This is a genomic window from Edaphobacter modestus, assembly GCF_004217555.1.
Taxonomy (GTDB): domain Bacteria; phylum Acidobacteriota; class Terriglobia; order Terriglobales; family Acidobacteriaceae; genus Edaphobacter; species Edaphobacter modestus.
This window is the reverse complement of sequence record NZ_SHKW01000001.1, coordinates 5787554-5808629: the sequence shown is the minus strand read 5'-3', so window position 1 is coordinate 5808629 and position 21076 is coordinate 5787554. Positions and strand designations below refer to the sequence as shown.

Annotated in this window: 23 protein-coding genes; 13 read left to right on the top strand and 10 right to left on the bottom strand. The window is 56.7% G+C overall.

What is annotated here, in order from left to right:
- Positions 1–843, top strand: a complete 843-nt coding sequence (locus tag BDD14_RS24585; RefSeq protein ID WP_130422103.1) for an ABC transporter ATP-binding protein — start codon at positions 1–3, stop codon at positions 841–843.
- Positions 844–846: 3 nt separating this feature from the next.
- Here the strand turns inward: BDD14_RS24585 and BDD14_RS24580 are convergent, their stop codons facing one another.
- From BDD14_RS24580 to BDD14_RS24570, 3 genes are all read right to left on the bottom strand, one after another.
- Positions 847–1485 (bottom strand): flavin reductase family protein, encoded by a 639-nt coding sequence (locus BDD14_RS24580; RefSeq protein WP_130422101.1) that lies wholly within the window; start codon positions 1483–1485, stop codon positions 847–849.
- A gap of 77 nt (positions 1486–1562) precedes the next feature.
- Complete coding sequence (locus BDD14_RS24575) at positions 1563–2333, bottom strand: phenylalanine 4-monooxygenase (protein ID WP_130422099.1); 771 nt, start codon at positions 2331–2333, stop codon at positions 1563–1565.
- 88 nt (positions 2334–2421) lie between these two features.
- A complete protein-coding gene (locus tag BDD14_RS24570; RefSeq protein WP_242618177.1) occupies positions 2422–3744 on the bottom strand; it encodes an MFS transporter in 1323 nt (440 codons plus the stop codon).
- A 184-nt stretch (positions 3745–3928) separates the two neighbouring features.
- On the opposite strand from BDD14_RS24570, the gene BDD14_RS24565 reads away from it, so the two are divergent.
- The gene (locus BDD14_RS24565) at positions 3929–4513 is read left to right on the top strand and encodes a YceI family protein (protein ID WP_130422097.1); all 585 of its coding nucleotides are present in this window, start codon (positions 3929–3931) and stop codon (positions 4511–4513) included.
- 66 nt (positions 4514–4579) lie between these two features.
- Here the strand turns inward: BDD14_RS24565 and BDD14_RS24560 are convergent, their stop codons facing one another.
- Complete coding sequence (locus BDD14_RS24560; RefSeq protein ID WP_130422095.1) at positions 4580–5362, bottom strand: response regulator transcription factor; 783 nt, start codon at positions 5360–5362, stop codon at positions 4580–4582.
- 4 nt (positions 5363–5366) lie between these two features.
- A complete protein-coding gene (locus tag BDD14_RS24555) occupies positions 5367–5693 on the bottom strand; it encodes a PilZ domain-containing protein (protein ID WP_165420226.1) in 327 nt (108 codons plus the stop codon).
- Positions 5694–5973: 280 nt separating this feature from the next.
- Here BDD14_RS24555 and rpsP point away from each other — a divergent pair, with 280 nt between their 5' ends.
- From rpsP to rimM, 3 genes are all read left to right on the top strand, one after another.
- Entirely contained in the window at positions 5974–6222 is a 249-nt protein-coding gene (rpsP, locus tag BDD14_RS24550) for a 30S ribosomal protein S16 (protein ID WP_130423579.1), read from the top strand.
- Between the two features lie 274 nt (positions 6223–6496).
- A complete protein-coding gene (locus BDD14_RS24545; RefSeq protein WP_130422093.1) occupies positions 6497–6790 on the top strand; it encodes a KH domain-containing protein in 294 nt (97 codons plus the stop codon).
- A 43-nt stretch (positions 6791–6833) separates the two neighbouring features.
- Positions 6834–7421, top strand: coding sequence for a ribosome maturation factor RimM (rimM, locus tag BDD14_RS24540; RefSeq protein ID WP_130422091.1), 588 nt, complete (start codon positions 6834–6836; stop codon positions 7419–7421).
- Here the strand turns inward: rimM and BDD14_RS24535 are convergent.
- Positions 7418–8344, bottom strand: coding sequence for a hypothetical protein (locus BDD14_RS24535; RefSeq protein ID WP_130422089.1), 927 nt, complete (start codon positions 8342–8344; stop codon positions 7418–7420). The genes rimM and BDD14_RS24535 overlap by 4 nt on opposite strands.
- A gap of 104 nt (positions 8345–8448) precedes the next feature.
- On the opposite strand from BDD14_RS24535, the gene trmD reads away from it, so the two are divergent.
- The 8 genes from trmD to BDD14_RS24495 all read left to right on the top strand — a co-directional run bounded on the left by trmD (position 8449) and on the right by BDD14_RS24495 (position 17395).
- Positions 8449–9279 (top strand): tRNA (guanosine(37)-N1)-methyltransferase TrmD, encoded by an 831-nt coding sequence (gene trmD, locus BDD14_RS24530; RefSeq protein ID WP_130423577.1) that lies wholly within the window; start codon positions 8449–8451, stop codon positions 9277–9279.
- Positions 9280–9389: 110 nt separating this feature from the next.
- Complete coding sequence (gene rplS, locus BDD14_RS24525) at positions 9390–9746, top strand: 50S ribosomal protein L19 (RefSeq protein WP_130422087.1); 357 nt, start codon at positions 9390–9392, stop codon at positions 9744–9746.
- Positions 9747–9831: 85 nt separating this feature from the next.
- Positions 9832–10599, top strand: coding sequence for a ribonuclease HII (locus BDD14_RS24520; RefSeq protein WP_130422085.1), 768 nt, complete (start codon positions 9832–9834; stop codon positions 10597–10599).
- Positions 10584–11315, top strand: coding sequence for a PIG-L deacetylase family protein (locus tag BDD14_RS24515; RefSeq protein ID WP_130422083.1), 732 nt, complete (start codon positions 10584–10586; stop codon positions 11313–11315). The genes BDD14_RS24520 and BDD14_RS24515 overlap by 16 nt, the downstream gene beginning before the upstream one ends.
- Before the next feature lie 285 nt (positions 11316–11600).
- On the top strand, positions 11601–12194 hold the full coding sequence (pdxH, locus tag BDD14_RS24510; RefSeq protein ID WP_130422081.1) for a pyridoxamine 5'-phosphate oxidase: 594 nt from the start codon (positions 11601–11603) through the stop codon (positions 12192–12194).
- A 90-nt stretch (positions 12195–12284) separates the two neighbouring features.
- Positions 12285–14492: a carboxypeptidase-like regulatory domain-containing protein gene (locus BDD14_RS24505; protein WP_130422079.1), complete on the top strand. Its 2208-nt coding sequence runs from the start codon at positions 12285–12287 to the stop codon at positions 14490–14492.
- A 261-nt stretch (positions 14493–14753) separates the two neighbouring features.
- Positions 14754–15959 carry a Gfo/Idh/MocA family protein gene (locus tag BDD14_RS24500; protein WP_130422077.1) on the top strand — a complete coding sequence of 402 codons (1206 nt, stop codon included), beginning with the start codon at positions 14754–14756 and terminating at the stop codon, positions 15957–15959.
- Between the two features lie 56 nt (positions 15960–16015).
- Positions 16016–17395, top strand: a complete 1380-nt coding sequence (locus BDD14_RS24495) for a Gfo/Idh/MocA family protein (protein WP_130422076.1) — start codon at positions 16016–16018, stop codon at positions 17393–17395.
- A 9-nt stretch (positions 17396–17404) separates the two neighbouring features.
- Here the strand turns inward: BDD14_RS24495 and BDD14_RS24490 are convergent, their stop codons facing one another.
- The 4 genes from BDD14_RS24490 to BDD14_RS24475 all read right to left on the bottom strand — a co-directional run bounded on the left by BDD14_RS24490 (position 17405) and on the right by BDD14_RS24475 (position 21031).
- Positions 17405–17836: a low affinity iron permease family protein gene (locus tag BDD14_RS24490; protein ID WP_207231817.1), complete on the bottom strand. Its 432-nt coding sequence runs from the start codon at positions 17834–17836 to the stop codon at positions 17405–17407.
- 85 nt (positions 17837–17921) lie between these two features.
- A complete protein-coding gene (locus BDD14_RS24485; RefSeq protein ID WP_130422074.1) occupies positions 17922–18503 on the bottom strand; it encodes a cupin in 582 nt (193 codons plus the stop codon).
- A 6-nt stretch (positions 18504–18509) separates the two neighbouring features.
- A complete protein-coding gene (locus BDD14_RS24480; protein WP_130422072.1) occupies positions 18510–18899 on the bottom strand; it encodes an MmcQ/YjbR family DNA-binding protein in 390 nt (129 codons plus the stop codon).
- Positions 18900–18934: 35 nt separating this feature from the next.
- A complete protein-coding gene (locus BDD14_RS24475; RefSeq protein WP_130422070.1) occupies positions 18935–21031 on the bottom strand; it encodes a DUF1800 domain-containing protein in 2097 nt (698 codons plus the stop codon).
- Positions 21032–21076 lie beyond the last annotated feature (45 nt).

Here is a 21076-nt window from a genome sequence, read left to right as displayed (position 1 = left end):
ATGGCTGAAGACCTGTTAACCCGCCCCAATTCCACACAGCAGAGCGCCGGCGACCAACCTTCTGTCGTCAAGTTCGACAACGTCTCGATTGCTTTCGATCGCAAGCCGGTTCTTGAAGAGATTTCCTTCACAGTCGTCAGGGGCGAGACCCGAATCATCCTGGGTCCTGCAGGAGGGGGTAAATCTGTCCTGATGAAGCTGGCCAACGGCCTGCTTCGACCCGATTCTGGCACCATCCGAATCTTCGGCGAGAACATTACCTCCCTGCCGGAACGGGATCTCTTCAAGCGGCGAGCGCGGATCGGCATGGTCTTCCAGGAGTCTGCCCTGTTCGATTCCCTCTCCGTCGAAGACAACGTTGCCTATCGGCTTCACGAAGAACATGTGCCTGAGCAGGAAGCTCACGCCCGGGTCGTAGAAGCACTGAAATTCGTCGAGCTCGAACAGGCCATTCAAAAATTTCCTCCGGAGCTCTCCGGCGGCATGCGTAGGCGCGTCTCCATCGCGCGCGCCATCATCTCCCAGCCCGACCTCATCCTCTACGACTCGCCAACCGGTGGCCTCGACCCGATCACCTCCACCACCATCGTTGAGCTGGTAATGAAGCAGCGTGATGTCAGCCATACCACGTCGCTGATGATCACCCACCGTCTTCAAGACGCCTTCACCCTGGCGATGAATCGATTCAATCCCGAAACCGGCAAGATGGTGCCCATTCCAGACGGCGGTGTCGATGAGAGTACAAAATTTCTCGTGCTGAACGAAGGCAAAGTCGTCTTTGATGGAACCACGCATGAGCTCGTCAGCTCAACCGATCCCTGGCTCCGGGCCTATCTTTCCTGAAAGTTACTCTTTCCCGTTCTTCCATACTTCATAAGGAATCCGCGGGATATTCATGAAGCTATCGCGCGTCCGCACATACGATCCCATACCATTCATGCGTCCAATCGCGTGCAGCTGGTCCGCCCGCACGTAGGGGCCCGCCGGGTCGACATATTCATCCTCGATGTAAATCGAAACTACGCGGCCCAGGATAATGCGCGAATGCCCTATTTCAAGCGTGGTGTGTTCGATGCACTCCAGTGCAGCATGCGCACTCGCGATTCTTGGCACCTTCACCACGGCCGAGGAAGCCGTCTCAAGATTTGCCATCTCGAGTTCCGAAATCCCTGCGGGAAAATCTGTCGCGCAGATGTTCATCTGTTGCGCAAGATCTTCTGTGACGACATTCACGACAAATTCGCCAGTCCGCCGAATATTGCGCGCCGTATCCTTGGGAACCAGCGCGTCCGTCGGTCGATTTGCAACGCCGATCCCCACGATCGGTGGATCGGTACATAAATAGTTGTATGCGCTGAAGGGCGCAGCGTTCAGGCCGCCGTTCTCATCCATACTCGTTATCAATGCGATGGGTCGCGGAGCAACCAGGCCGATCAAAAGGTTATAGATCTCTCGGGGTTTCGCTTTTTCCACATCAAACTTCACTTGTTCCTCACGCCCTTCAGTTGTTCTACACGCCGAAGACCGTGAGATTTCACACGAGCGGTCTCGGTAACTCCACTTTACTTCAGTCGGTCCGCCGCCATCTTCGTCGCCTCGTAGACCTGCTCGAACGAATTCACAGCAAAGAGGACCGGTTGCATCGCTCCGGTGTCGAGCTGCTGGTTCATCACTGCTTCGAGGTCGAATTCGCGAATCTCACACCCTCCGGCAAGCACCCGGGTGCATTCGCCATGGGAACTGACCAATCCGCTGCCATAGACCTTCAGCTCTCCACTCTGCCGGATAACCCCGAATTCGACGGTGAACCAGAAGATGCGCCCCATCCGTTCCAGCGCCACGGGATTGTTCATTAACCCTGAGCAGATTTGCCCATAATGCTGCAAAAAGTCGCCGAACACCGGATGCGCATGCATCGGAACATGGCCAAAAACGTCGTGAAAGATGTCGGGTTGAGGTGTGTACTCCAAGGAGTCCCGTCCCCGCAACCAGGTTGTCGTCGGAAACATTCTTGCACTCAGCATCTCGAAGAACGCGTCGGGGGGGAGAAAGCCGCTGACCGGCGTAGACTGCCATCCTGTTCGCGGCAATAGCTTTGCACTTACAGCCTTCAAGTCGGGAAGCCGATCCTCGCACAGGCCAATTCGCTCAAAACCTTCGAGATACTCTTTACATGCGTGCTGGCGCAGTTGTGGCATTCTGCGCCTGACCAGCTCAGCCCAGACTGCATGTTGGTCCGGTGTATAGGCTGCGAAGTCCTGTTCTGTCAGATATGGTGCGGCCGCCTCCAGGCGCCGCCCTTTGAGCTCCAAACCAGATTGTGCCGTCGTCATAAGATCTTCCTATCGGCTGACTGACCAGCAAAAGGATACATCTTCAGGAACAACCCCTGCTTTCGTCCTTCGCCTGATAGCGGTTCAATCATCGATCAATCGCGCTTTCTCTCTGGACCGCCGTATCTTCACTGGCAACCGACCAGTCCTCCCCTCGCGCCTCCCGTCCCAAGCCCGTCACGAGCGCGATTGACAGAGCACCCACGACCACGGTCCACGACATGACCGCATTCAACGCGCCTCCGGAAAAATGCTGGGCCAGCCTGGCTTGAAACACTCCGTTTCGCGAAGACACCAGATTTCCGAGCTGATAGGTGACTCCTGGAAATACAGCCCGAACCGGACCTGGTGCGAGCTCGTTCAGGTGCGCCGGAATCACACCGAAGGCTCCCTGGACCGCGAATTGCATCAAAAAACCGCCCAGAGCCAGCGCCGGAACCGTATGCGACCAGGCCCACAGAGGAATCATTGGAATTGAGCATAAGGCAGCGATGATGATCATCCGCTTTCGTCCCAGCCGTTCTGACAGCGCGCCGCAGACGATCCCTCCGAGCATCGCGCCTATATTGCTTATGACAACAATAAAGCCCACCCTGCCTGGATCGAGGGCGTGATCCTTTTCCAACAACGTCGGGTAGAGGTCCTGCGTTCCATGGCTGAACGAGTTGAATGCCGTCATCAGCAGTACCAGAAACAGAAAAGTCGGAAGATACTGCCGAAACTGCTGAAAACTCACTCGAGATCCGGCTCTGCCCTCAGAACGTCTTCGCCGCTGTGCCTCCAGCCAGGTTGGAGACTCCTCCACCTTGAACTGCATGTAGAACGCAAGCAGCGCTGGTAGGGCTCCGATCATGAACATGACTCTCCATCCAGTCAGCATGCCTGTGCCGTGGAGATGCGGGAACAACACACCATAGAGGGCCGCCGCCAGAAGATTGCCGACGACATACCCCTCCTGCAGCAGCCCGGAGAAGAACCCCCTGCCCCGCGCAGGCAGCGACTCGAGGGCGAGTGCCGCGCCGACGCCCCATTCGCCTCCCATCGCAATTCCAAACAGGGCACGGCATACAAGAAAGATTCCCAGGGTAGGAGCGAAGGCTGACGCAAGCTCGAAGATCGAAAAACAAATGATGTTGATAATCAGCGTCGGCCGCCGTCCGTATCTCTCGGCCAGCATGCCGAAGATCAACGCTCCCAGGGGTCGCATCACCAGAGTCCAGAAGATGGCCTCGGCGATCTGCGGAATGCCCACGTGGAAATCGGCGGCAATTGCCCGTAAACACACCGTAAGCAGAAAGAAGTCGAAGGCATCGAGCGTCCACCCGAGAAAGCAGGCCGCAAAGGTGGTGCGCTGTGCCGAGGTTAGAGATTTGAGCTCACCGAGGAAACCCATACCGCGAGATGCTAGCATCCGGTTTCGCCAATGTCTTCAACTTGTCAAAATCTAATCCGGTGAAAGATTTCGATAGCGCCACCGCCCTGCGTCTCGTTACATTCGAAACATCCAGATGGCGAATCAGAGACGTGCCGCGTCATCTGGCGAAAGCTATCACTTCCGATCGCAACGCTTCATTTTCGAAAAGAGGGACTTCTGTATGCGGAATCGATTTTTGGCGGCCATCGTTTTGGCCACCGCCTCCCTGGCCTGCACAGGCGCTCAAGCTCAAATCTCCACGTGGAGCATTGACCCGGCTCACTCCAGCATCAATTTCGAGATCCGCCACCTGGGCGTCTCCAACGTTCATGGCTCCATCAATAGCGTAAAAGGCACTGTTGTCTATGACGAGAAGGACATCGCCAAGTCTTCCGTACAGTCCACGGCCGATACCGCTACCGTCTCCACCAACAACGAGAAGCGGGACACGCATCTGAAATCTCCGGATTTCTTCGATGTTGCCAAGTATCCGCAGATCACCTTCAAGTCCACGTCACTCTCCAATGCAACGGGTAAACTCACCCTCACCGGCGACCTGACGCTCACTGGCGTCACCAAAACCGTCACCCTGGATGTCGACGGCCCTGCTCCCCCGCAGACCGATAACAAGGGCAAGACCCGCAGCGGCTTCTCGGCCTCCGGAAAGCTGAAGCGCAGCGACTTCAACTTTGGCCCGAAGTTCGGAGGGGCAACCATCGGGGACGACGTAAAGTTTTCAATCGATGTCGAGATCGACAAGGAATAGAGTCATCGAAGCCTGAAAAGAAAGAGGGCGCCAGTGGCGCCCTCTTTCCTTGTGAGTCGTAGTGCTTTACATCTTCGCCCGTAGAGGCTGCATGGGTTCGGTCTGGTGCACTAAAACTGCATCGATCTCCTGGGTGTACTTCTTCAAGAGCTCATGATGCAGGCAGTAGAGAGCGAGCTCCAACCGGTCGGAGACACCGAGCTTGTCATAGACTTTGCGGAGATAGTTCTTAATAACCTGTTCCGTAGTCCCTATCTGATAAGCGATCTCTTTGTTGCGCATGCCACGTGTAATACAGCTGATGATAGCTAGCTCTTTTTTCGAAAGCTTCGGCTGAATCTTGGGGTCGGTCAGAGTTGTCGCCTGGGCTCGATAAGCCTCAATGACCCAGTTGATCGACCGATTATCGATCCAGGTCTCGCCCTCCGCGATCTTACGAACGCACTTTACTAACAGATCGGGAGAGATCGAGCGTGGAACCACGCCTCGAACTCCCCTGCGATAAAGCTCGACCGTGTTAGATTCGTCGGTTTCGGTGACCTGAACGATCAGTTTGGCTTCAGGAGCACGTCGCACCAGCTCTGGAATCGCATCTACGGTACCCGCAATCAACTGCCCCTCCAGGACAACTACGTCCGTAGGGTAACGCTGAAGTGCGGCGTAGAGGTTACCAAGGGTCTCGACCTGCGCGACGACACGGATATCATCCTCAAGCGCAAAGACCTTCCGCATACCGACGCGATAAATCGCCTGTGAATCGGCGAGGATGATTCGGATCCCGGAGGGGGATCCACTTTCCTCGGCACTGTCTTCAACATCCTGGGAAGGGTCAAAGTGAAATACAGTCATAAGTTCAAGCCCTTAAGAAATATTCGTCGATTACAGCCGCAGCCTTTTTTACTCCATCCTGCTGAAAGGAGCGTACAACACGGCCGACGCAATGAATTTTTACGTCCGTGGCGGACCCCATGACGGCTGAAGGCATGGAGATCGTAAATTCGATCCTGCTGTTTACCTCAGGAAGGTGGTCGCTTATAAAAAGAAGACCGTTCGCAGAGATGTTCTCCGTAACTGCATCGAACTCACCTCGCGAGGTCTGAATCTGAAGAGGGAGTTTCATGGGAAATCTGACCGCGGTGCGAACCGGGTTCTCTTCTTTCAGCTTCATCCAATGGCCCATGAACCCTCCTTTCTGTCCGTGCTGGTAACGATTTGGATACCTGACACACAGGAGTCTACAGTACAAAGTAACCACTACCGCGCTTTTTTATGAGGTAAAATTTGCACCGAGGTACCACTCTTGAGGGACTGAGGATCTTCCCGCCAGTCTCATTGCGAAAATTTCCAATTTCCGCCATACTTAGGTGTTGGGTTCTGTTGTGCCTGCCGCATGAGGGAAGAGACTTGGCAGCTCTATCGGACCACCCAAAATAATGTACTGAGAGGCTTTTCTCGTGTTGATGATTCGTTTGGCGCGCGTTGGAGCGCGCAAGCAGCCCCACTACCGCATTGTCGTAATCGAAAAGGATCGTGCCCGCAATGGACGCTCGATCGAGGTAGTCGGCACCTACAATCCGCGCACCAATCCCGCCAGCGTTGATCTCAAGCGCGATCGCATCGACTATTGGACAAGCAAGGGAGCGCAGCTTTCAGACCGCGTTGGAAAGCTTCTGGCAAACGCTCCGGTGGAAGCGGCTTCGGCAGCCTAGGTTACCTTTCGCAATCTTTGGGAATCCAGTCACAGTTCCCAAAGATTTGATGATCCCGAAGGTTCCTCGTGTCCCACAAGGGAAACTCATCACGTAGACTTCAGGTATTGCGATTCCGATAGCTCGGGTTTCTCCACGAGAGAAAACTCTATGGATGCCGCCCGGGCATATCGATTAACTGTGGCTACGCTCGTGCAATACATCCTGAGATCTCGCAATAGACGAGGCAAAACGGTTGAGCAGAAGCCCGCGTTGAGATCCCAGGAGGTGTGTGATGACCCAATCCGCGCAAAGTGCGGGTGTAGATAGCTACGCGAACATGATCGAACTTGTCAGTGACATCGCCAGAGCCTTGGTTGATTTTCCTGAAAGCGTCTCTGTCGAAGCGTTCAATGAAGAGGAAGCCACGGTAATCCGGCTCCGCGTCGCAGCCAGCGACATAGGCAAAGTCATAGGAAAACAAGGGAGAACTGCGCGTTCCATGCGCACGATCCTTGCAGCCGCGAGCATGAAAATGAAGCACCGGTTCGCCCTCGACATCGTAGAAGACCATTCAACGCAGGCCTGAACCCCACCACCCCTCCGGGTGAGGAGACAGGTATTCTTATATCATGCAAGTCGATGCATCCACGTGGGTAGTCCTGGCTCACCTTCTTCGTCCGCAGGGACGCAAAGGTGAGTTGCTGGCTGAGTTGTTGACTGATTTTCCAGATCGATTTGTCGATCGGAAGGATCTCTTCCTGATTTCGTCCAGCAATGCCGAAGATCAATCTGCCAGGCCTGTCGATATAACCTCTTCGTGGCCCCCGGTCGGGAAAAACAAGGGAAGGATCGTTCTCCAGTTCGCCGGCGTCGATACGATCTCTGCGGCTGAAGCTTATGTAGGGATGGATGTTGTCGTTCCTGCCGATCACCGCGTCCCTCTCGAGGACGAATCGATCTACATTAGCGATCTCGTAGGCTGCATCGTGAGGGAAGAGACGCGTGAAATTGGACGAATCGGCGACGTGCAATTCCCTGCCGCACCCGACGGATCTCGGTTGTCAAACGCCGCTCCTCTGCTCGTAGTCACTACGAACGATGGCGAAGAGGTCCTGATTCCCTTCGTGAAAGCATTCGTAAAGAATCTCGACCTTACAGCCAGGCGACTCGTGATGAGCCTGCCGGCCGGTCTGGTCGAGGTCAATCAACAAGGTTAGAAACGATAACCGAACCCGATCGAGAGAACCGGATAGACCGGGACGCTGCTGAGGGTGTTGTTGATGTCCCTGATCTCGTCCTTCAAGCTCTGTTGTGCCTCCGCGTTATCAGCAAAACTGAAGCAGCCATCCGTAGCGCAGGCTGAACCAACGAGGGAGACGTCGATCTTTGGAGCTCCTGTATACGCCACGCCGAACTCCAAAGGGACGGAGATATGTTCGTGCCTTCCCGGCAGCACGTTACGAAAGCCGAACGTAAGCATCGGAGAGACGCGGCGAGGAAAGATCAATCGTGCGTCGCCATGCACCGGATCATCGACGCTGTTGACGAACGCCTCATCCCCAAGCTCAAACCGTGCTCCCGCAGGTACATGGGAGGGAGCGGTCACGTTGTTATTCGCGTAGAGAATGCCGGGACTGATGTGAAAGTTCCTCCGTCGTGGAAACCAGTCGAGGCGGAGATTCCCGGAACGTAGACGAATATCCGACTCATAGTGAAGACCATCGACGTCAAATGCGTAGCCGAAGGACACCAAATTTGCTCCGCCGCGCAGGTCGAAGTGGCGAGCGAGTGATGTAGCCAAATCGAAGCCGGCGCCGAGAGTGTTGACCATCAAATCGATCCGCCACGTCCTGAAGAGACCGTCCTCTCGAGTTGGTGCTGCGCCTCCGATCACTTCCGTCGCCGATCTCTCCGGAGAGTCGCTCGCAGCCCGATCTGCCTTAGTCAGTCCGCGTTCCGGCCGCTCCAGGGATGCAAGTTCTATGGATTGATCACTTGCACTGCGGGAAAACTGAGCTATCGATTCCTTCGGCGTCGCGGTCGCGGTCTGTGCACGAAGGGCGGGATGAGCCTGCACCAGAAACAGAGATAACGCTGCCGAAAGAACCTTTTTATAAAAGGCCGGCGAGTTCCTTTTCACTCGCTTCGTGCATGTTGTGGTTGTTGTGTTTACTCTGATATTCAGAGTTGAAAGTGCGCGAATCGATCGTGCAGTTCGCTCAGAGACGGTCCACTTTATCTCCAATGCGTTTTGACCTCATTTCCATCTTTCCGAATTTTTTCGCCAGCGTCTTCGAATACGGGATTCTCAACCGTGCTCGCACGTCGGGTCTGGTCGACATTGCGACCCACGACCTACGTGCTTTTACACAAGACAGGCATCGTACGGTTGACGACAGACCCTTCGGCGGTGGCGAAGGCATGGTCCTCAAACTAGGACCAATCTACGATGCCGTTTCTTCGTTGAATATCCCCCATAAGCAGCAGCGCGACCCCCAGCGCGAGACGGTGATCCTGCTCTCAGCCCAGGGACGTCCTTTCACCCAGAAGGTTGCACAGGAACTCGCAAAGAAAGAAAGGGTCGTACTCATTTGCGGGCGATATGAGGGCGTAGACGAGCGTGTGAGTGAGTTGCTGTGCGATCAGGAGCTTTCGATCGGCGACTACGTGCTCTCAGGCGGAGAACTTGCCGCCGCAGTGATCGTTGACGCTGTCGTGCGGCTCTTGCCGGGCGCACTCGGCCATCCGGATTCCTCGCGTTTTGAAAGCTTCGGGGCCCATGACGTCGCGGAAGATGTGAGTGGCGGACCTCCGCGGACGACCCATGGATCGGGTGGAATTCTCGATTACCCGCATTACACTCGACCGGCAGAATTTGAAGGAAGAGTCGTACCCGAGGTTCTACAGGGCGGAAACCATGATGCCATCCGTTTGTGGCGCAGGAAGATGGCGCTGCGCAAGACACTGGAAAACAGACCCGATCTGATTGAAAAGGTAGAGCTCAGCGAACAGGACCGCCGGTTGCTGCGGGAGATCGAGGCCGAGCTCAGACGGGGATCCGGAGAACCGGCCTGAACCAGGGCCGATTCCCTTCCTTGAGCCCGTGGTTTATATCCCCTAGTTTATATCCCCTAATTGCTTGAAATCGTGTACACTGAAGACTCGAGTTCATACAGGAAGTAGTCATGTCTATTCATCCCATCATGCAGAAACTGGCCGCGAAACTTGAGCGGACCGATATTCCCGATTTCGCTCCCGGAGACACCGTTCGCGTTCAGGTCAAGATTCGCGAGGGTGAGAAAGAGCGCCTCCAGGCATTCGAAGGAATTGTAATCGCCTGCCGCAAGGGACCTCAGGGTACCTTCACCGTGCGTAAGATGAGCTTCGGCCAGGGTGTCGAGCGCATCTTCCCCTACAACTCCAAAGTCGTCGACAAGATCCTGAAGGTTCGCTCGTACGAGGTTCGCCGTTCGAAGCTCTTCTACCTTCGCGGTCTGCGCGGCAAGGCTGCTCGTCTGCGCGAGGTCGAGCGCGCCAGCTAGCTTCATCCTTTATTTCCACAGAGGCCATGGCTTGTGAGCCATGGCTTTCTTCTGCACAGAAGGTTATACACTTTGCCATAAGGGTATGGCTTCTTCGACTCCGCTTCGCATCCAAAGAACCGTCACAGCAGCCACGGCGAAGCAGCGAATGCTGCGGCAGCTTGTATGTAGCGACGCTCCGGAACAGGCACTGCGCTACTGTGGCTTTCGCACGATCGCGGGAGTCGATGAGGTCGGCCGCGGCGCACTATTCGGTCCGGTCGTCGCGGCTGCGGTCATTCTTCCCGATCGGACTCGCGGACTTGCAAGCGCTGGACTCAAGGACTCAAAACAGCTGCTGCGGAAGGACCGTGAGCGACTGGATCGCCGCATCCGCAAGGTTGCCCTCGCCATCAGCGTGGCAGAGGTCGATGCCGAAACGATCGATCGCATGAATATCTACCAGGCGACGCGAATGGCGATGCTGGCAGCCGTCCAGGGCTTGCCGATCGAACCGGACCACCTGTTGATCGACGCGATGCGAATCGATCATCCCTGCCGCCAGACGAAGCTCATCTATGGGGACTCGCTGAGTCTCTCGATCGCTGCGGCTTCGGTGGTCGCAAAGGTGCACCGCGACGCTCTGATGCGCGAGCTCGACCACGCCCACCCAGGTTATGGGCTGGCCTCGCACAAGGGGTATGGGACTCCGGAGCACCGCCGTGCGTTGGCGCAACACGGGCCTTCCGTGCTGCATCGCCGCACATTTGCTCCGGTAAAGGCAGTCGATCCGAATGCTGTGATCGAAGAGATGGTCTCGGGCGAATTGTTCGATCTTGACCTTGAGGAGGCGGCCGATTGGGTCAGCGATTGATGTGCGTCGTCGCGCATCCGGACGATGAGTGCTTTGCGTTTGGTGGAGCGCTGGCTCTGGCGGCCGATCGCGGCATTGAAACCTATGTGATCTGTATGACCGATGGTCAGGCGGCAACTCATCGGGCCTCCGCTGCTACGGGCGTGGAGCTAGGAAAGATGCGACGCCAGGAGTTCGCTGCTTCCTGCAGGGTGCTTGGTGTAACCCAGCACGAGCTGCTGGACTATCACGACGGCCAGTTACAGAGTGTTGCGATTGCAGGTGCGACGGAGCATCTGGTGAAGCGGATGCGGCGCTTTCGTCCTAATGTCGTGATTACGTTTGGCGGCGATGGGGGGCTGAATACTCATCCCGATCACATGATGGTTTCCTTCCTGACGACGACGGCTTTTCACTGGTCCGGACAGGCGAAGAGGTTTCCGGAGAGCGGAGCGGTCTACCAGCCCGACCGCCTGTTTCACCTGACGACAAATTTCTTCATTCCGGACAGGCAGCCTCCATTGCCGATCCCGTGGACGACGGTTCTGGACATCGAGTCCGTGCGCGAACGCAAGAGCGAAGCGTTCCGACAGCACCTCTCGCAGGCGCCCTTGATGGAGCGGACGAAGGCCTTGTTTGCGAAGTTCGGCGGCCAGGAGTTCTATGCGCTGATGGCCACGCGTGATCCTGGAGCGGCAAAACAGCTGACGGACCTGTTCGAAGGGCTGCCCGACTGAGGGAGTCCCTCCCCCCATAATTCGCAAAATCTTAGAATATAAAGACTTAGCTTCGGACCTCTGTACTAATAATGCAGGCGAAATCCAGTCGAACTTCTCCATGACTCTCTCCCGTGGCATGGCTGCGCTTTCTTTAACAAAGCATGCCTCGGCGTGAACACGCCAAAATCGCCAGCTTTCTGTACTTCTATTTTACGTAACTTGCCACATGAAATCGGCACTTACATCTTATTGATGTAAATAGCTTTAGGTGAAACAGGGGCTTGACAGGATAGACTGGCGGTCATGGTTCGAATGATGGAAGAGATCCTCGATCCCCTTCTCCTTTTTCAGGATTGGTTACGCGAAGCTGAAACAACTGAGCCCAACGATGCCAACGCGGCGGCTTTGGCGACAGCGACGGCAGACGGCATGCCCAGCGTTCGAATGGTTCTGGTGAAACAGGTCGACCGGCGCGGATTCTGCTTCTACACCAATGCGGGCAGCAGAAAGGGCCGCGAACTGGCTGCCAATCCCAAGGCGGCGCTGTGCTTTCACTGGAAGAGTCTCGGAAGGCAGGTGAGGGTGGAAGGCCCTGTCGTCGAGCTTCCGTCCGCGGACGCCGATGAGTACTTCCACAGCCGCTCGCGCGAGAGCCAGCTGGGTTCCGCGATCTCGCGGCAGAGCAGACCGGTCGAGAGCCGGGAGCGCCTTGAGGAGTTGGTGAAGGAGTTCGCGGCAAGCCATCCGGGAGCGATTCCGCGCCCGGAGTACTGGAAGGGATATGCCCTTCGGCCCGAAAGGATGGAACTGTGGGTGAACGGAGCACATCGTCTCCATGACCGGTTTCTTTTCGTGCGCGAGGGCAAAGGCTGGGCTCGACAACGGCTATTCCCGTAGATCATTATCGACCGGACACCCAGGGACCGAGAGGCAGGGCCGCGATCTGTAAATCCGTTCTTTTCAAAAGGGCAAAAAGAGAGTGTGTTTATGTCCGTTCCGGCCCTTCGTATTTATCTCGCTGCGGCGGTGATGGTTATGATGGCGCTGTCGCTTGGAGCTCAAACTCCCGCGAGGCAAGTGCACCTGTCGGGAGTGGTGAGCGATATAGCAGGCGATCCGGTCGCCGGTGCGACGGTCTACGTCCGGGCGGGGTTTCAGGAGACGCAGACTACCTCTGATAGTTCGGGGCGCTACGATCTGGTCGTCCCCACGGGAACGGCCAAGATTGAAGTGGCCATAGGGCAACAGAGCTTCTTTCGCATTGCGCTGGATATAGAGGATAACCGGGAGCTGAACGTCACGCTAAGGAGCGGCGAGACGGTTACGGTACGGGCGGATCAAGACGCGCTAACGCCAGATCCGGCTACGCTCGGCTACTCCCATACAGAGCTTCTGGACGCCAATCCCGGCAGACCTGGAGTTCCGGTCTCCGTACCGGGCTATCCAACGGAGACGGCCTCGGGTGGAATCAAGGCTCCGCAGTATTTCGCGCCCGGCGTAGCCGGAGATCATGGCGAACCAGTCGCACAGTTCTTCGGGATCGGAAATTTTCTCTTTCAGAACAACCTGACCGCAAATGCACATGGCAACGGCTATGCCGACCCGAACTTCATCATCGGTTCGACGGTGGGCGGTGTTGTGATCGACAACGCTGGCTATAACGCGCGATACGGAGATCATTCCATCAACCTCGCAGTGACCTATGCGATCCGCAATCGTATTCCAACGTTCGTGCAAATGATCACAGACGGTCGTGATGGCGGATTTTCGGCGGGTTGGGCTCCACGGGACGACCGCAAGAAAGCATGGATTGCGGCCGAGGGCTTGTGGGGTAACGGTTTTCTGCGACGAGCGGAGGAACGGCAGCAGTACAAGGTGAATGCGCTTCGGGCGTGGGATGTGGGCCATCACGAGCTGACCGCCTATGGGATCGGCTACTACGGCTTTTCACGGCTGCCTGGATTGATTCCCATCGATACGCCGGTGAAGGACGACACCATCGATACCAGGCAGGCCGATCTGACCCATACCTCCATAGCTTTGATCGCCGATGACTGGCAGATCGCGGAGAAGAGGTCGCTGATGACGGGCGCTTACTTTCGAACCTACAGCCTCGCTCTCCGTTCGAACTTTGGCGATGGCCTGATTCGGCAGAGCGAATTCCGTACTGTCGTGGGAGGCAGTTCAACGTACTCGCAGTCCCTCTCCCCGAACTGGCTTCTTCTTGCAGGTCTTGAGCTGAGGCGAGAGGCTCCGCGCGGATTGGACCTGGCGCGCGCGGACGAGGAAGGAGTCTTCCAGCCGGTAACGAGCAACGACCTTACGATAACGACCACATCGCCATTCGCCGCAGTTACAGGTAAGCCAGTGCGGCACGTGCAGGTCTATCTCGGTCTTCGACGCGATCAATTGGCCTTCGACAACCGCGATCTGCTTTCACCCGCTAACTCGTTCGACCGGTGGCCGGGAGTTACGAGCCCGAAGATCAACGTGACGTTTGGAGAAGCGAACGCGGCTGTACTGCCACAGGTCTCCTTCAGCTTCGGGAAGGCGTTTCATGCAAATGACCCAAGGATCGGAACGGGCTCGGCGCAGGGTGATCTTCTCATTCAGGCACGAGAGTTTCAGATGGTTGCGCTGAAGGAAGTCGGGCGTACGGAACTGCGCCTTACGCTGAGTAAGGTTACCAAATCTGCCCAGTTGGCTAAGATTGACGCGGATACCGGGCTGCAGGAGAACGTAGGACCATCGACAAATCAATTTCTTACTTTGTTGGCGCGCCGGAGAGGATCGCGCGGCTGGTGGCAGGTTTCATGGTCACAGGCCGATGCACGTGATCGCGAGTCGGGTGAGCCAATTCCGGAGGCTCCACGAATGATTGTGGATGTGGTGGGTGGAATCAATCGGCTTCCTCTCGGATTGGACGCCAAAGGTGAGTTTGAGTATGTGAAGGCGAAGCCGCTGGGAGATGGATTCAATGGCATACCGGTCCGGGAGATCCGGCTTGCGTTGAACCGCAGCTTCGTCGATGGCCGGTGGCTGCTTTCGCTCAACGGTCAACTCAACAATGGCTATACGGGACAGACGCTGGAGACACTCGCTGTCGGCACAGAGACAGAAGCCTTTGAACGTCGCGTAGGAGTTCCGCTGCGATCCTACGGTTCAGTCTCGCTGAGTTATTTTTTCGGACGTTAGGAGATGTAGCCTTTCAGAACGGTTTCCAGACGGTTCCAGTGCGCTTCGCTCTCCTGCCCATACTGATTCAGAAGAGCAGAGGCAATCGATCGTTTGTCCGGAAAGTCGACGAAGAGGTCTGCGGCGGCGTCAAGAAATTCCGCGAGCCGGCGTGTCGAATCCTCATGCTTTTCTCCTCAATTTGAGACTCTGATGCCAAAGATGCGGGGTGGTTGATATAGTTCGGGGTGCAACGAAATTGCATTCCAGGGGAGAAGAGATATGGGATCGGAGATGTTTGGGCGGCGCGAGTTTCTGCGGGCGGTGGGTTCGGCGGGACTAATGGCTGGGGTTCCAGCGATGGCGGAGATGAGCGCAATCGATCCGGCACGGGTGGTGCATGAGATTGCTGAGCCGGGTCAGGATGCCGATGCGAAGCCGAAGCACTCGATCAAATTCGCCGTCTGCGGAATGAGCCACGACCACATCTTTGGGATGGTGGGAGCGATTCAGCGCGGCGGTGGCGTGCTGGTGGCGGCCTATGGAGCGGAGCCGGACAAGATTGCCGGGTTCAAGAAGAGATTTCCCGATGTGAAGATGGTGGATTCCGAGGATGCGATCCTGAACGATTCTTCGATCCAGCTGGTGCTGAGCTCGACGATTCCCGACCAGAGAGCGCCACTTGGTGTTCGAGTGATGAAGAAGGGGAAGGACTTCCTGAGCGATAAGCCGGGAGCGACGTCGCTGGCGCAGATTGAAGAGATACGAAAGACAATCGCGGAGACGAAGCGGATTTATGGGATTCTTTATAGCGAGCGGCTCGAGGTGAAGGCGGCGGTGAAGGCAGGCGAACTGGTGAAGGCAGGCGCCATCGGGCGTGTGATCCAGACGATCAACATTGCGCCGCATCAGATCGTGCAGCATGGGGCGGACCCCTATGCAGGCGGCTCGGGTGGACGACCGGACTGGTTCTGGGACCCGGCGCGGTATGGGGGAATTCTCACCGATATCGGATCGCACCAGGTGGATCAGTTCTTGTACTACACAGGGTCGACGCAGGCCGAGGTTGTGGCGTCGCAGGTAGCGAATGTGAATCATCCGCAGAAGCCGAAGTTTCAGGACTTCGGCGACATGATGCTGCGGGGCGATCGGGGGTTTGGGTATGTACGGCTGGACTGGTTCACACCGGATGGGCTTGGAACATGGGGCGATGGACGGCTGTTCATTCTGGGGACAGCTGGGTACATCGAATTGCGGAAGTATGTGGATGTAGCGCGGGGTAAGCAGGGAAACAATCTGTTCCTCGTAGACAAAGATCAGGCGCGTTATATCGATTGCAATAACCTTTCGCTTCCCTTCGGGCCGCAGTTCGTCTCCGACGTTGTAAATCGCACGCACACCGCGCAGGACCAGACGCAATGCCTGCTGGCAGCGGAGCTAGTGGTGCGAGCGCAGATGAAGGCGCAGCACGCGACGCTGAAGGCTTGAGAGTGGCCCGTCCTCTTTTGACGGGAGTAAAATCCGTTCGACCAAGGGGTCTGATCATGTCGGATATAACACGACGTAGGTTTCTTAAGAACGCGGCCGGAACGTCGGCAGTGGTGGGATTTCCAACCATCGTGCCGGCGACTGTCTTCGGCCAGATGGCACCGAGCGAGCGAATCCACATAGGCGCGATCGGGGTGGGGAGAATCTCGCGCGGACACGACCTGCCTGCGATCTTCAAGTACGACGGCGCGCGGGTGACCGCGGTATGCGACCTGGAAGAAGATCGGGCGGAACTGGGAAGGCAGTTCGTCTGCGAGGCTTACACCAAAAAACTGGGCAAGCCGTATGACGCAGTGAAGGTGTATCACGACTATCACGAGCTGCTGGCAAATAAGGAGATCGATGCGGTTGTGATCTCAACGCCAGATCATCAGCACGCAATCGTGGCCGCGGCGGCGGTGCGGGCGGGCAAGGATGTTTATCTGCAAAAGCCGGCATCGCTGACGATTGCGGAGGGGCGCTATCTGAGCAACGCGGTGCAGGCTTCGGGAAGGATTCTGCAGATCGGCAGCCAGCAGAGATCGTGGAAGCAGTTTCACCGGGCATGCGAGCTGGTGCGGAACGGACGTATTGGCGAGGTGAAGCATGTGGAGGTGGGTCTGCCGGGCGATCCGGCGGGAGGCAATGCTACACCGATGCCTGTGCCTAAGGGATTCAACTACGATGCATGGCTTGGGTCGACGCCGGAAGCGGCGTATACCGTCGACCGCGTAATGCCGCAGAAGGGATTCGATCGGCCGGGATGGCTGCGAATGGAGCAGTTTGGGGCGGGAATGATTACCGGCTGGGGAGCTCACCACGTGGACACCGCTCACTGGGGTATGAATACGGAGTACACCGGCCCGGTGGAGATATGGGGAACGGCGGAGTTTCCGAAGAGTGGTCTATGGGATGTCCATGGAAAGTTCCTGACCCATGCGCGCTATGAGAACGGGATGACCATGGATATCTCGGGAGATCTTCCGAATGGCATCAAGTGGTATGGGACGAAGGGGTGGATCTTCGTTACACGCGACGAGATGACAACGCCGACGGCCGGCTCCGGGCAGGTGACGAAGATTGAACCGCTGATGGCGAGTGATCCCAAGATTCTTGACTCGGTGATCGGACCGGACGAGATTCATCTGTACACGGCGAGCGAGCAACATGCGAACTGGCTGGACTGCATCAAGACAAGGAAGCAGCCGACGGCTCCGGTGGAGATCGGGCACAGGGCATGCTCCACTTGCCTGCTGCACCATATCGCGATGAAGACGGGCAGGCACCTGCACTGGGATCCGGAAAGGGAGCAGTTCGAAGGCGACGAAGCTGCAAATGCTATGCTGTCGCGACCGCAACGTTCGCCTTACAGCTTCGACAAGAGCAGCTGGGTCTAGCCGAGAACTCTATTTCGCTTCGTGTTCAGGTTCGCCAAGGCCACGCTCGGCGGCCTCGTTGCGAACCGCCTCGTAACGGCGAGCGAGGATATCGAGTTCGGCGTCGGAGAGATGCTCGATGTCGATCATCTCATTTCGGGCTGATTTAATGGACTCGATCAGTTCGTTGAGCTTGAGGTTGATGGCGCGGGCGTCGCGGTTTTGCGTGTTTTGAATAAGGAAGACCATTAGAAACGTGACGATGGTGGTGCCCGTATTGATGATGAGCTGCCAGGTGTCGGAGTAGTGGTAGAGAGGACCAGTGAGGGCCCATACCACGATGATTCCTATAGCGGCGGTAAAAGCCCAGCGTGACCCGAGATAAAGGCTGCAGGAGTTGGCGAATTGGCCGAAGTGATCTTTATGGGGCAGATCGAGTGAGTTGTTTTCCTTGCTGGTCACGGGCGCGCTCCACGTCGTGAGATGCGAAAGAAGGGTCCGCCTTTGCCTATACGTCTATCTCGGATCCCTTCCCCCAAAGAAACGTCTAAGTGATCCAGAGCCTAGGCAGCGCGCCTCCCTTACCCAAGACCGGATCAGAGTCTGGAAAGGAGACGCGACGCATGCGCTCGAGAACCTGAGGTGTAGCGGCAGTACGACAGATGTCCCAGTGTTCGTTTGGCGGGTAGGCGCCTATGACGAGAAAGTCGTCGGAGGCGGAGATGCGGCAGTGGCCTGTACCGGCGGGAAGTACGGCGACGTCGCCGGCACGGACCGTAACCGTAGTTCCCTGCTCACCGCCTAGCATGATCTCGGCATGTCCCGCTGCGAAGCCGAGGACCTCGTGGGCCGTCGAGTGATAGTGATGAAAATCGAAGACGCCGTTCCTCCATTGCGGAGGCCAGCCATTTTGCGTGAAGAGTCGCTCCATGACGTCAGCGAGATCGGGAGTCACGGCAACAGACCTGCGATAAAGAAGCACGGGCAGGGCGTTATTCGGCATCCATCCATTGGGCTTGAGATGGAGCTGCTCGGGTGAGACAGCTAAAGGAGAGGCGGCGACCTTTCCTGCAATGCCAGCAGCGACGATTCCGGCAGCGAACTTTCTGCGATTGATGGAGCTTTTCATGTTCCGTTAGACGATCCGAATGTCGGTAATGGAATGCAGCCGTTTCGGAGCGATCATGCGCCACGCCTCCAGGATGTGAAGACTAAGCTCTTCATCGCTGACCTCTCCCAGCTCGATTCCGACCCAGCCGCTTACCCCTACGTAGGGAGGCTTAAAGTATTTTTTCGCGGAGTAGCGGATAAGTGCATGTTGTGCTCCGGGCGGCGCGGGAATCCAAATGGCGATGTGTCCGTCGTGATGATGGTTGTTGGCGAACATGGTGAAGACCTTCTTGTTCACAAAGAAGGTTGGTTCGCCGTGCGAAAGCTTCTCAGAGGTGGCGGGGAGGGCGGAGCAGATTCTTCGTACGCGGCTGAGATGCTCGCCATCATTGGATATGTGCCGTTGCGCTGGCATAAACACACCTCCCGGTTGACCAGTGTAGCGGTTTCTTACCTCATCTGAAACTCCGGGCTACCCATCACGAGCGCCATGAGGAGGTTCAGGCTGTCCGTGGGAGCCGACGAAGGTGTGATGAGTTTCCCGAGTTGTTGGTGGATGAGTTCGTTCGTCTGAGCGGAGAGGTCGCCTCCGACAAGTGAGGACTCGAGAAGACTTAGAGCGAAATCCTGACCGGAGACTGCGGATCCAGATGTGCCCGGAACCGCGGCGAATGCTGCCTTACGATAGACCGGCTGTGTGGATTTTGAGGTACCTGCTGCAACAATCGACGGCTGACTCATCAGGCCAATCGCGAGAACGTGCTCGGAGTCGAACTTCTGATTGGGGAATTTGCCGCTCGTAAGCAGGTACGCAAAGTTCAGGCGAGCCACCAGCGCAGAAGAGTTCATCCAACGATCGGCGGTGATGGCGTAGCCGGTGGGAGGAAGAGCGTAGTAAGGCTGCATTCCCATGGTCTTGAGAGTTTGAACCAGAGCTCCAGGATTTACCGGATCGGTAGCTGTCGTGCGGAAAGCAGAGGCCACAAATTCGAAGGGCGTCTTGACCTTACTTCGGAAGGAGCCTCTTGAGTTGAACTCAGGGGATTCGACCATGGTACGGAGAATCGCCTTGATATCTCCATCGGTCGAGAGCCAGGTTGCCGCCATACGATCGACGAGAGCAGGGGGAGGGTCATCGGCGACAAAGCGCTGCGCCAGCTTGAAGCTCACGAAGTGCGCAGTCGCGGGGCTGGCTGCAAGAAGAGTAAGGGCCTGGATGCCTTCCTTCATGCCTGTTTGGTCCGATACGGTAGAAGCCTCCATCTTGTGGCCCATCCACTGTTTTGGACCGGGTTCGTGGCGACGGGGCTCAAAGACGAAGAGACCGGCCTGATGGGGGCGATCGACCGTCCAGCCAGTAAGGATGGCAGAGAGCGCGGTGACGTCGGCCTGGGTGTAACCTCCGTCGACTCCAACCGTGTGAAGCTCCATCAGCTCCCGGCCATAGTTTTCGTTGAGGCCACGGTTGCCTTTTTTTGCGTTCGGACGTGCGGGGTTAACTCCATTGGCAATGGAATTGGGGCCGACGGACTGCCAGTTATCGAGATAGACCATCATGGCCGGTGAGGTCGCCGTTGCCAGAAGCAGATCCCGAAACTTACCCAGGGCATTTTTACGGATAACGTCGCGCTCGTAGCTGGTGGTATACCACTGATCGGAGTTCTTTCCGATGAAGACGTTGAAGTGATTGAACCAGAAGTCGGTCATCACCTCCTGGACCTGTCGCTCGGAGAGAATGGCGCGAAGCACCTTCGCCTGAGACAGTTCGGTGACGATCTGGGAGGAGGAGTTGATGTTCGCAGCCATCGCGTTGAAGAGTTCGCGCTCCCGCGGTGTGAACTGGGAGAGGAGCAGTCCTCTCTGTTCGCCGGACACGTAGGTGGTGAATGCGATGCGATCGGCGACGGGCAATTTGATTAGCGCCGCCATGCGTTGTTCTTTCGGCAGAGCGAAGAGTTCTCCAGCGATGTGGGTAGCGGCCGCACGATCGCGATTCACCTGTTCGGCAAAATGGGGGTCGTTCGCTGAGGAATCTGCCGGGTCGGCACCAGCGTCTTTCCTCTTGCCGGTTTCCTGCTGATTGAGCTTCACGAGCTGGACTTCGTAAACGGCGGCAAGACTGGGATCTGCAGGAGGTTGGAGCTTCTCGTCCGCAACGGCTTTGATGGTGGCGCGATCAGGGAATGCCGTGAGCGCCTGTTCGGGCGTCATGGTAAGAGTTGGATAGGCTGCAAGACGTTTGTTGAGAGCGTCGTCCGTGATGCTATCCGGATTCAACTGTTGCTCAAACCATTTGTCCGCTCCCAGCGCGAGGACACGGTCGACATCACCTGGACGTGGACCGAAGGTAAAGCGATTCAGAATCTGGGTAGTGCGCTCACGCTGATTCAGAGGGATAGAGATGGGCTGCTTTGGGGATACGGACGACCTGGATTTTGCCGCTCTTGCGTGTGCCGATGGCTTGGGCCGTTGCTTTGCTGCTGGATCGCTCTGGGCCTGAAGAGGTGTTACTGCCAGGGCGAGAATTGCTGTAAAGACAACACGCATTAGCCTACCCCTCACCGTTAGACAAACGGCTTGCGTCAAAAGTTG

Bases quoted from the DNA above. Each gene is read 5' to 3' on its own strand.
- BDD14_RS24585 (WP_130422103.1), top strand. From the start codon at position 1: ATGGCTGAAGACCTGTTAACCCGCCCCAATTCCACACAGCAGAGCGCC.
- BDD14_RS24555 (WP_165420226.1), bottom strand. From the start codon at position 5,693: ATGGGCCATTGGATGAAGCTGAAAGAAGAGAACCCGGTTCGCACCGCG.
- BDD14_RS24560 (WP_130422095.1), bottom strand. From the start codon at position 5,362: ATGACTGTATTTCACTTTGACCCTTCCCAGGATGTTGAAGACAGTGCC.
- BDD14_RS24485 (WP_130422074.1), bottom strand. From the start codon at position 18,503: ATGAAAAGCTCCATCAATCGCAGAAAGTTCGCTGCCGGAATCGTCGCT.
- BDD14_RS24505 (WP_130422079.1), top strand. From the start codon at position 12,285: ATGTCCGTTCCGGCCCTTCGTATTTATCTCGCTGCGGCGGTGATGGTT.
- BDD14_RS24565 (WP_130422097.1), top strand. From the start codon at position 3,929: ATGCGGAATCGATTTTTGGCGGCCATCGTTTTGGCCACCGCCTCCCTG.
- rpsP (WP_130423579.1), top strand. From the start codon at position 5,974: ATGATTCGTTTGGCGCGCGTTGGAGCGCGCAAGCAGCCCCACTACCGC.
- BDD14_RS24500 (WP_130422077.1), top strand. From the start codon at position 14,754: ATGGGATCGGAGATGTTTGGGCGGCGCGAGTTTCTGCGGGCGGTGGGT.
- BDD14_RS24520 (WP_130422085.1), top strand. From the start codon at position 9,832: ATGGCTTCTTCGACTCCGCTTCGCATCCAAAGAACCGTCACAGCAGCC.
- BDD14_RS24575 (WP_130422099.1), bottom strand. From the start codon at position 2,333: ATGACGACGGCACAATCTGGTTTGGAGCTCAAAGGGCGGCGCCTGGAG.
- BDD14_RS24570 (WP_242618177.1), bottom strand. From the start codon at position 3,744: ATGCTAGCATCTCGCGGTATGGGTTTCCTCGGTGAGCTCAAATCTCTA.
- rplS (WP_130422087.1), top strand. From the start codon at position 9,390: ATGTCTATTCATCCCATCATGCAGAAACTGGCCGCGAAACTTGAGCGG.
- rimM (WP_130422091.1), top strand. From the start codon at position 6,834: ATGCAAGTCGATGCATCCACGTGGGTAGTCCTGGCTCACCTTCTTCGT.
- pdxH (WP_130422081.1), top strand. From the start codon at position 11,601: ATGGTTCGAATGATGGAAGAGATCCTCGATCCCCTTCTCCTTTTTCAG.
- BDD14_RS24495 (WP_130422076.1), top strand. From the start codon at position 16,016: ATGTCGGATATAACACGACGTAGGTTTCTTAAGAACGCGGCCGGAACG.
- BDD14_RS24475 (WP_130422070.1), bottom strand. From the start codon at position 21,031: ATGCGTGTTGTCTTTACAGCAATTCTCGCCCTGGCAGTAACACCTCTT.
- BDD14_RS24480 (WP_130422072.1), bottom strand. From the start codon at position 18,899: ATGCCAGCGCAACGGCACATATCCAATGATGGCGAGCATCTCAGCCGC.
- BDD14_RS24545 (WP_130422093.1), top strand. From the start codon at position 6,497: ATGACCCAATCCGCGCAAAGTGCGGGTGTAGATAGCTACGCGAACATG.
- trmD (WP_130423577.1), top strand. From the start codon at position 8,449: ATGCGTTTTGACCTCATTTCCATCTTTCCGAATTTTTTCGCCAGCGTC.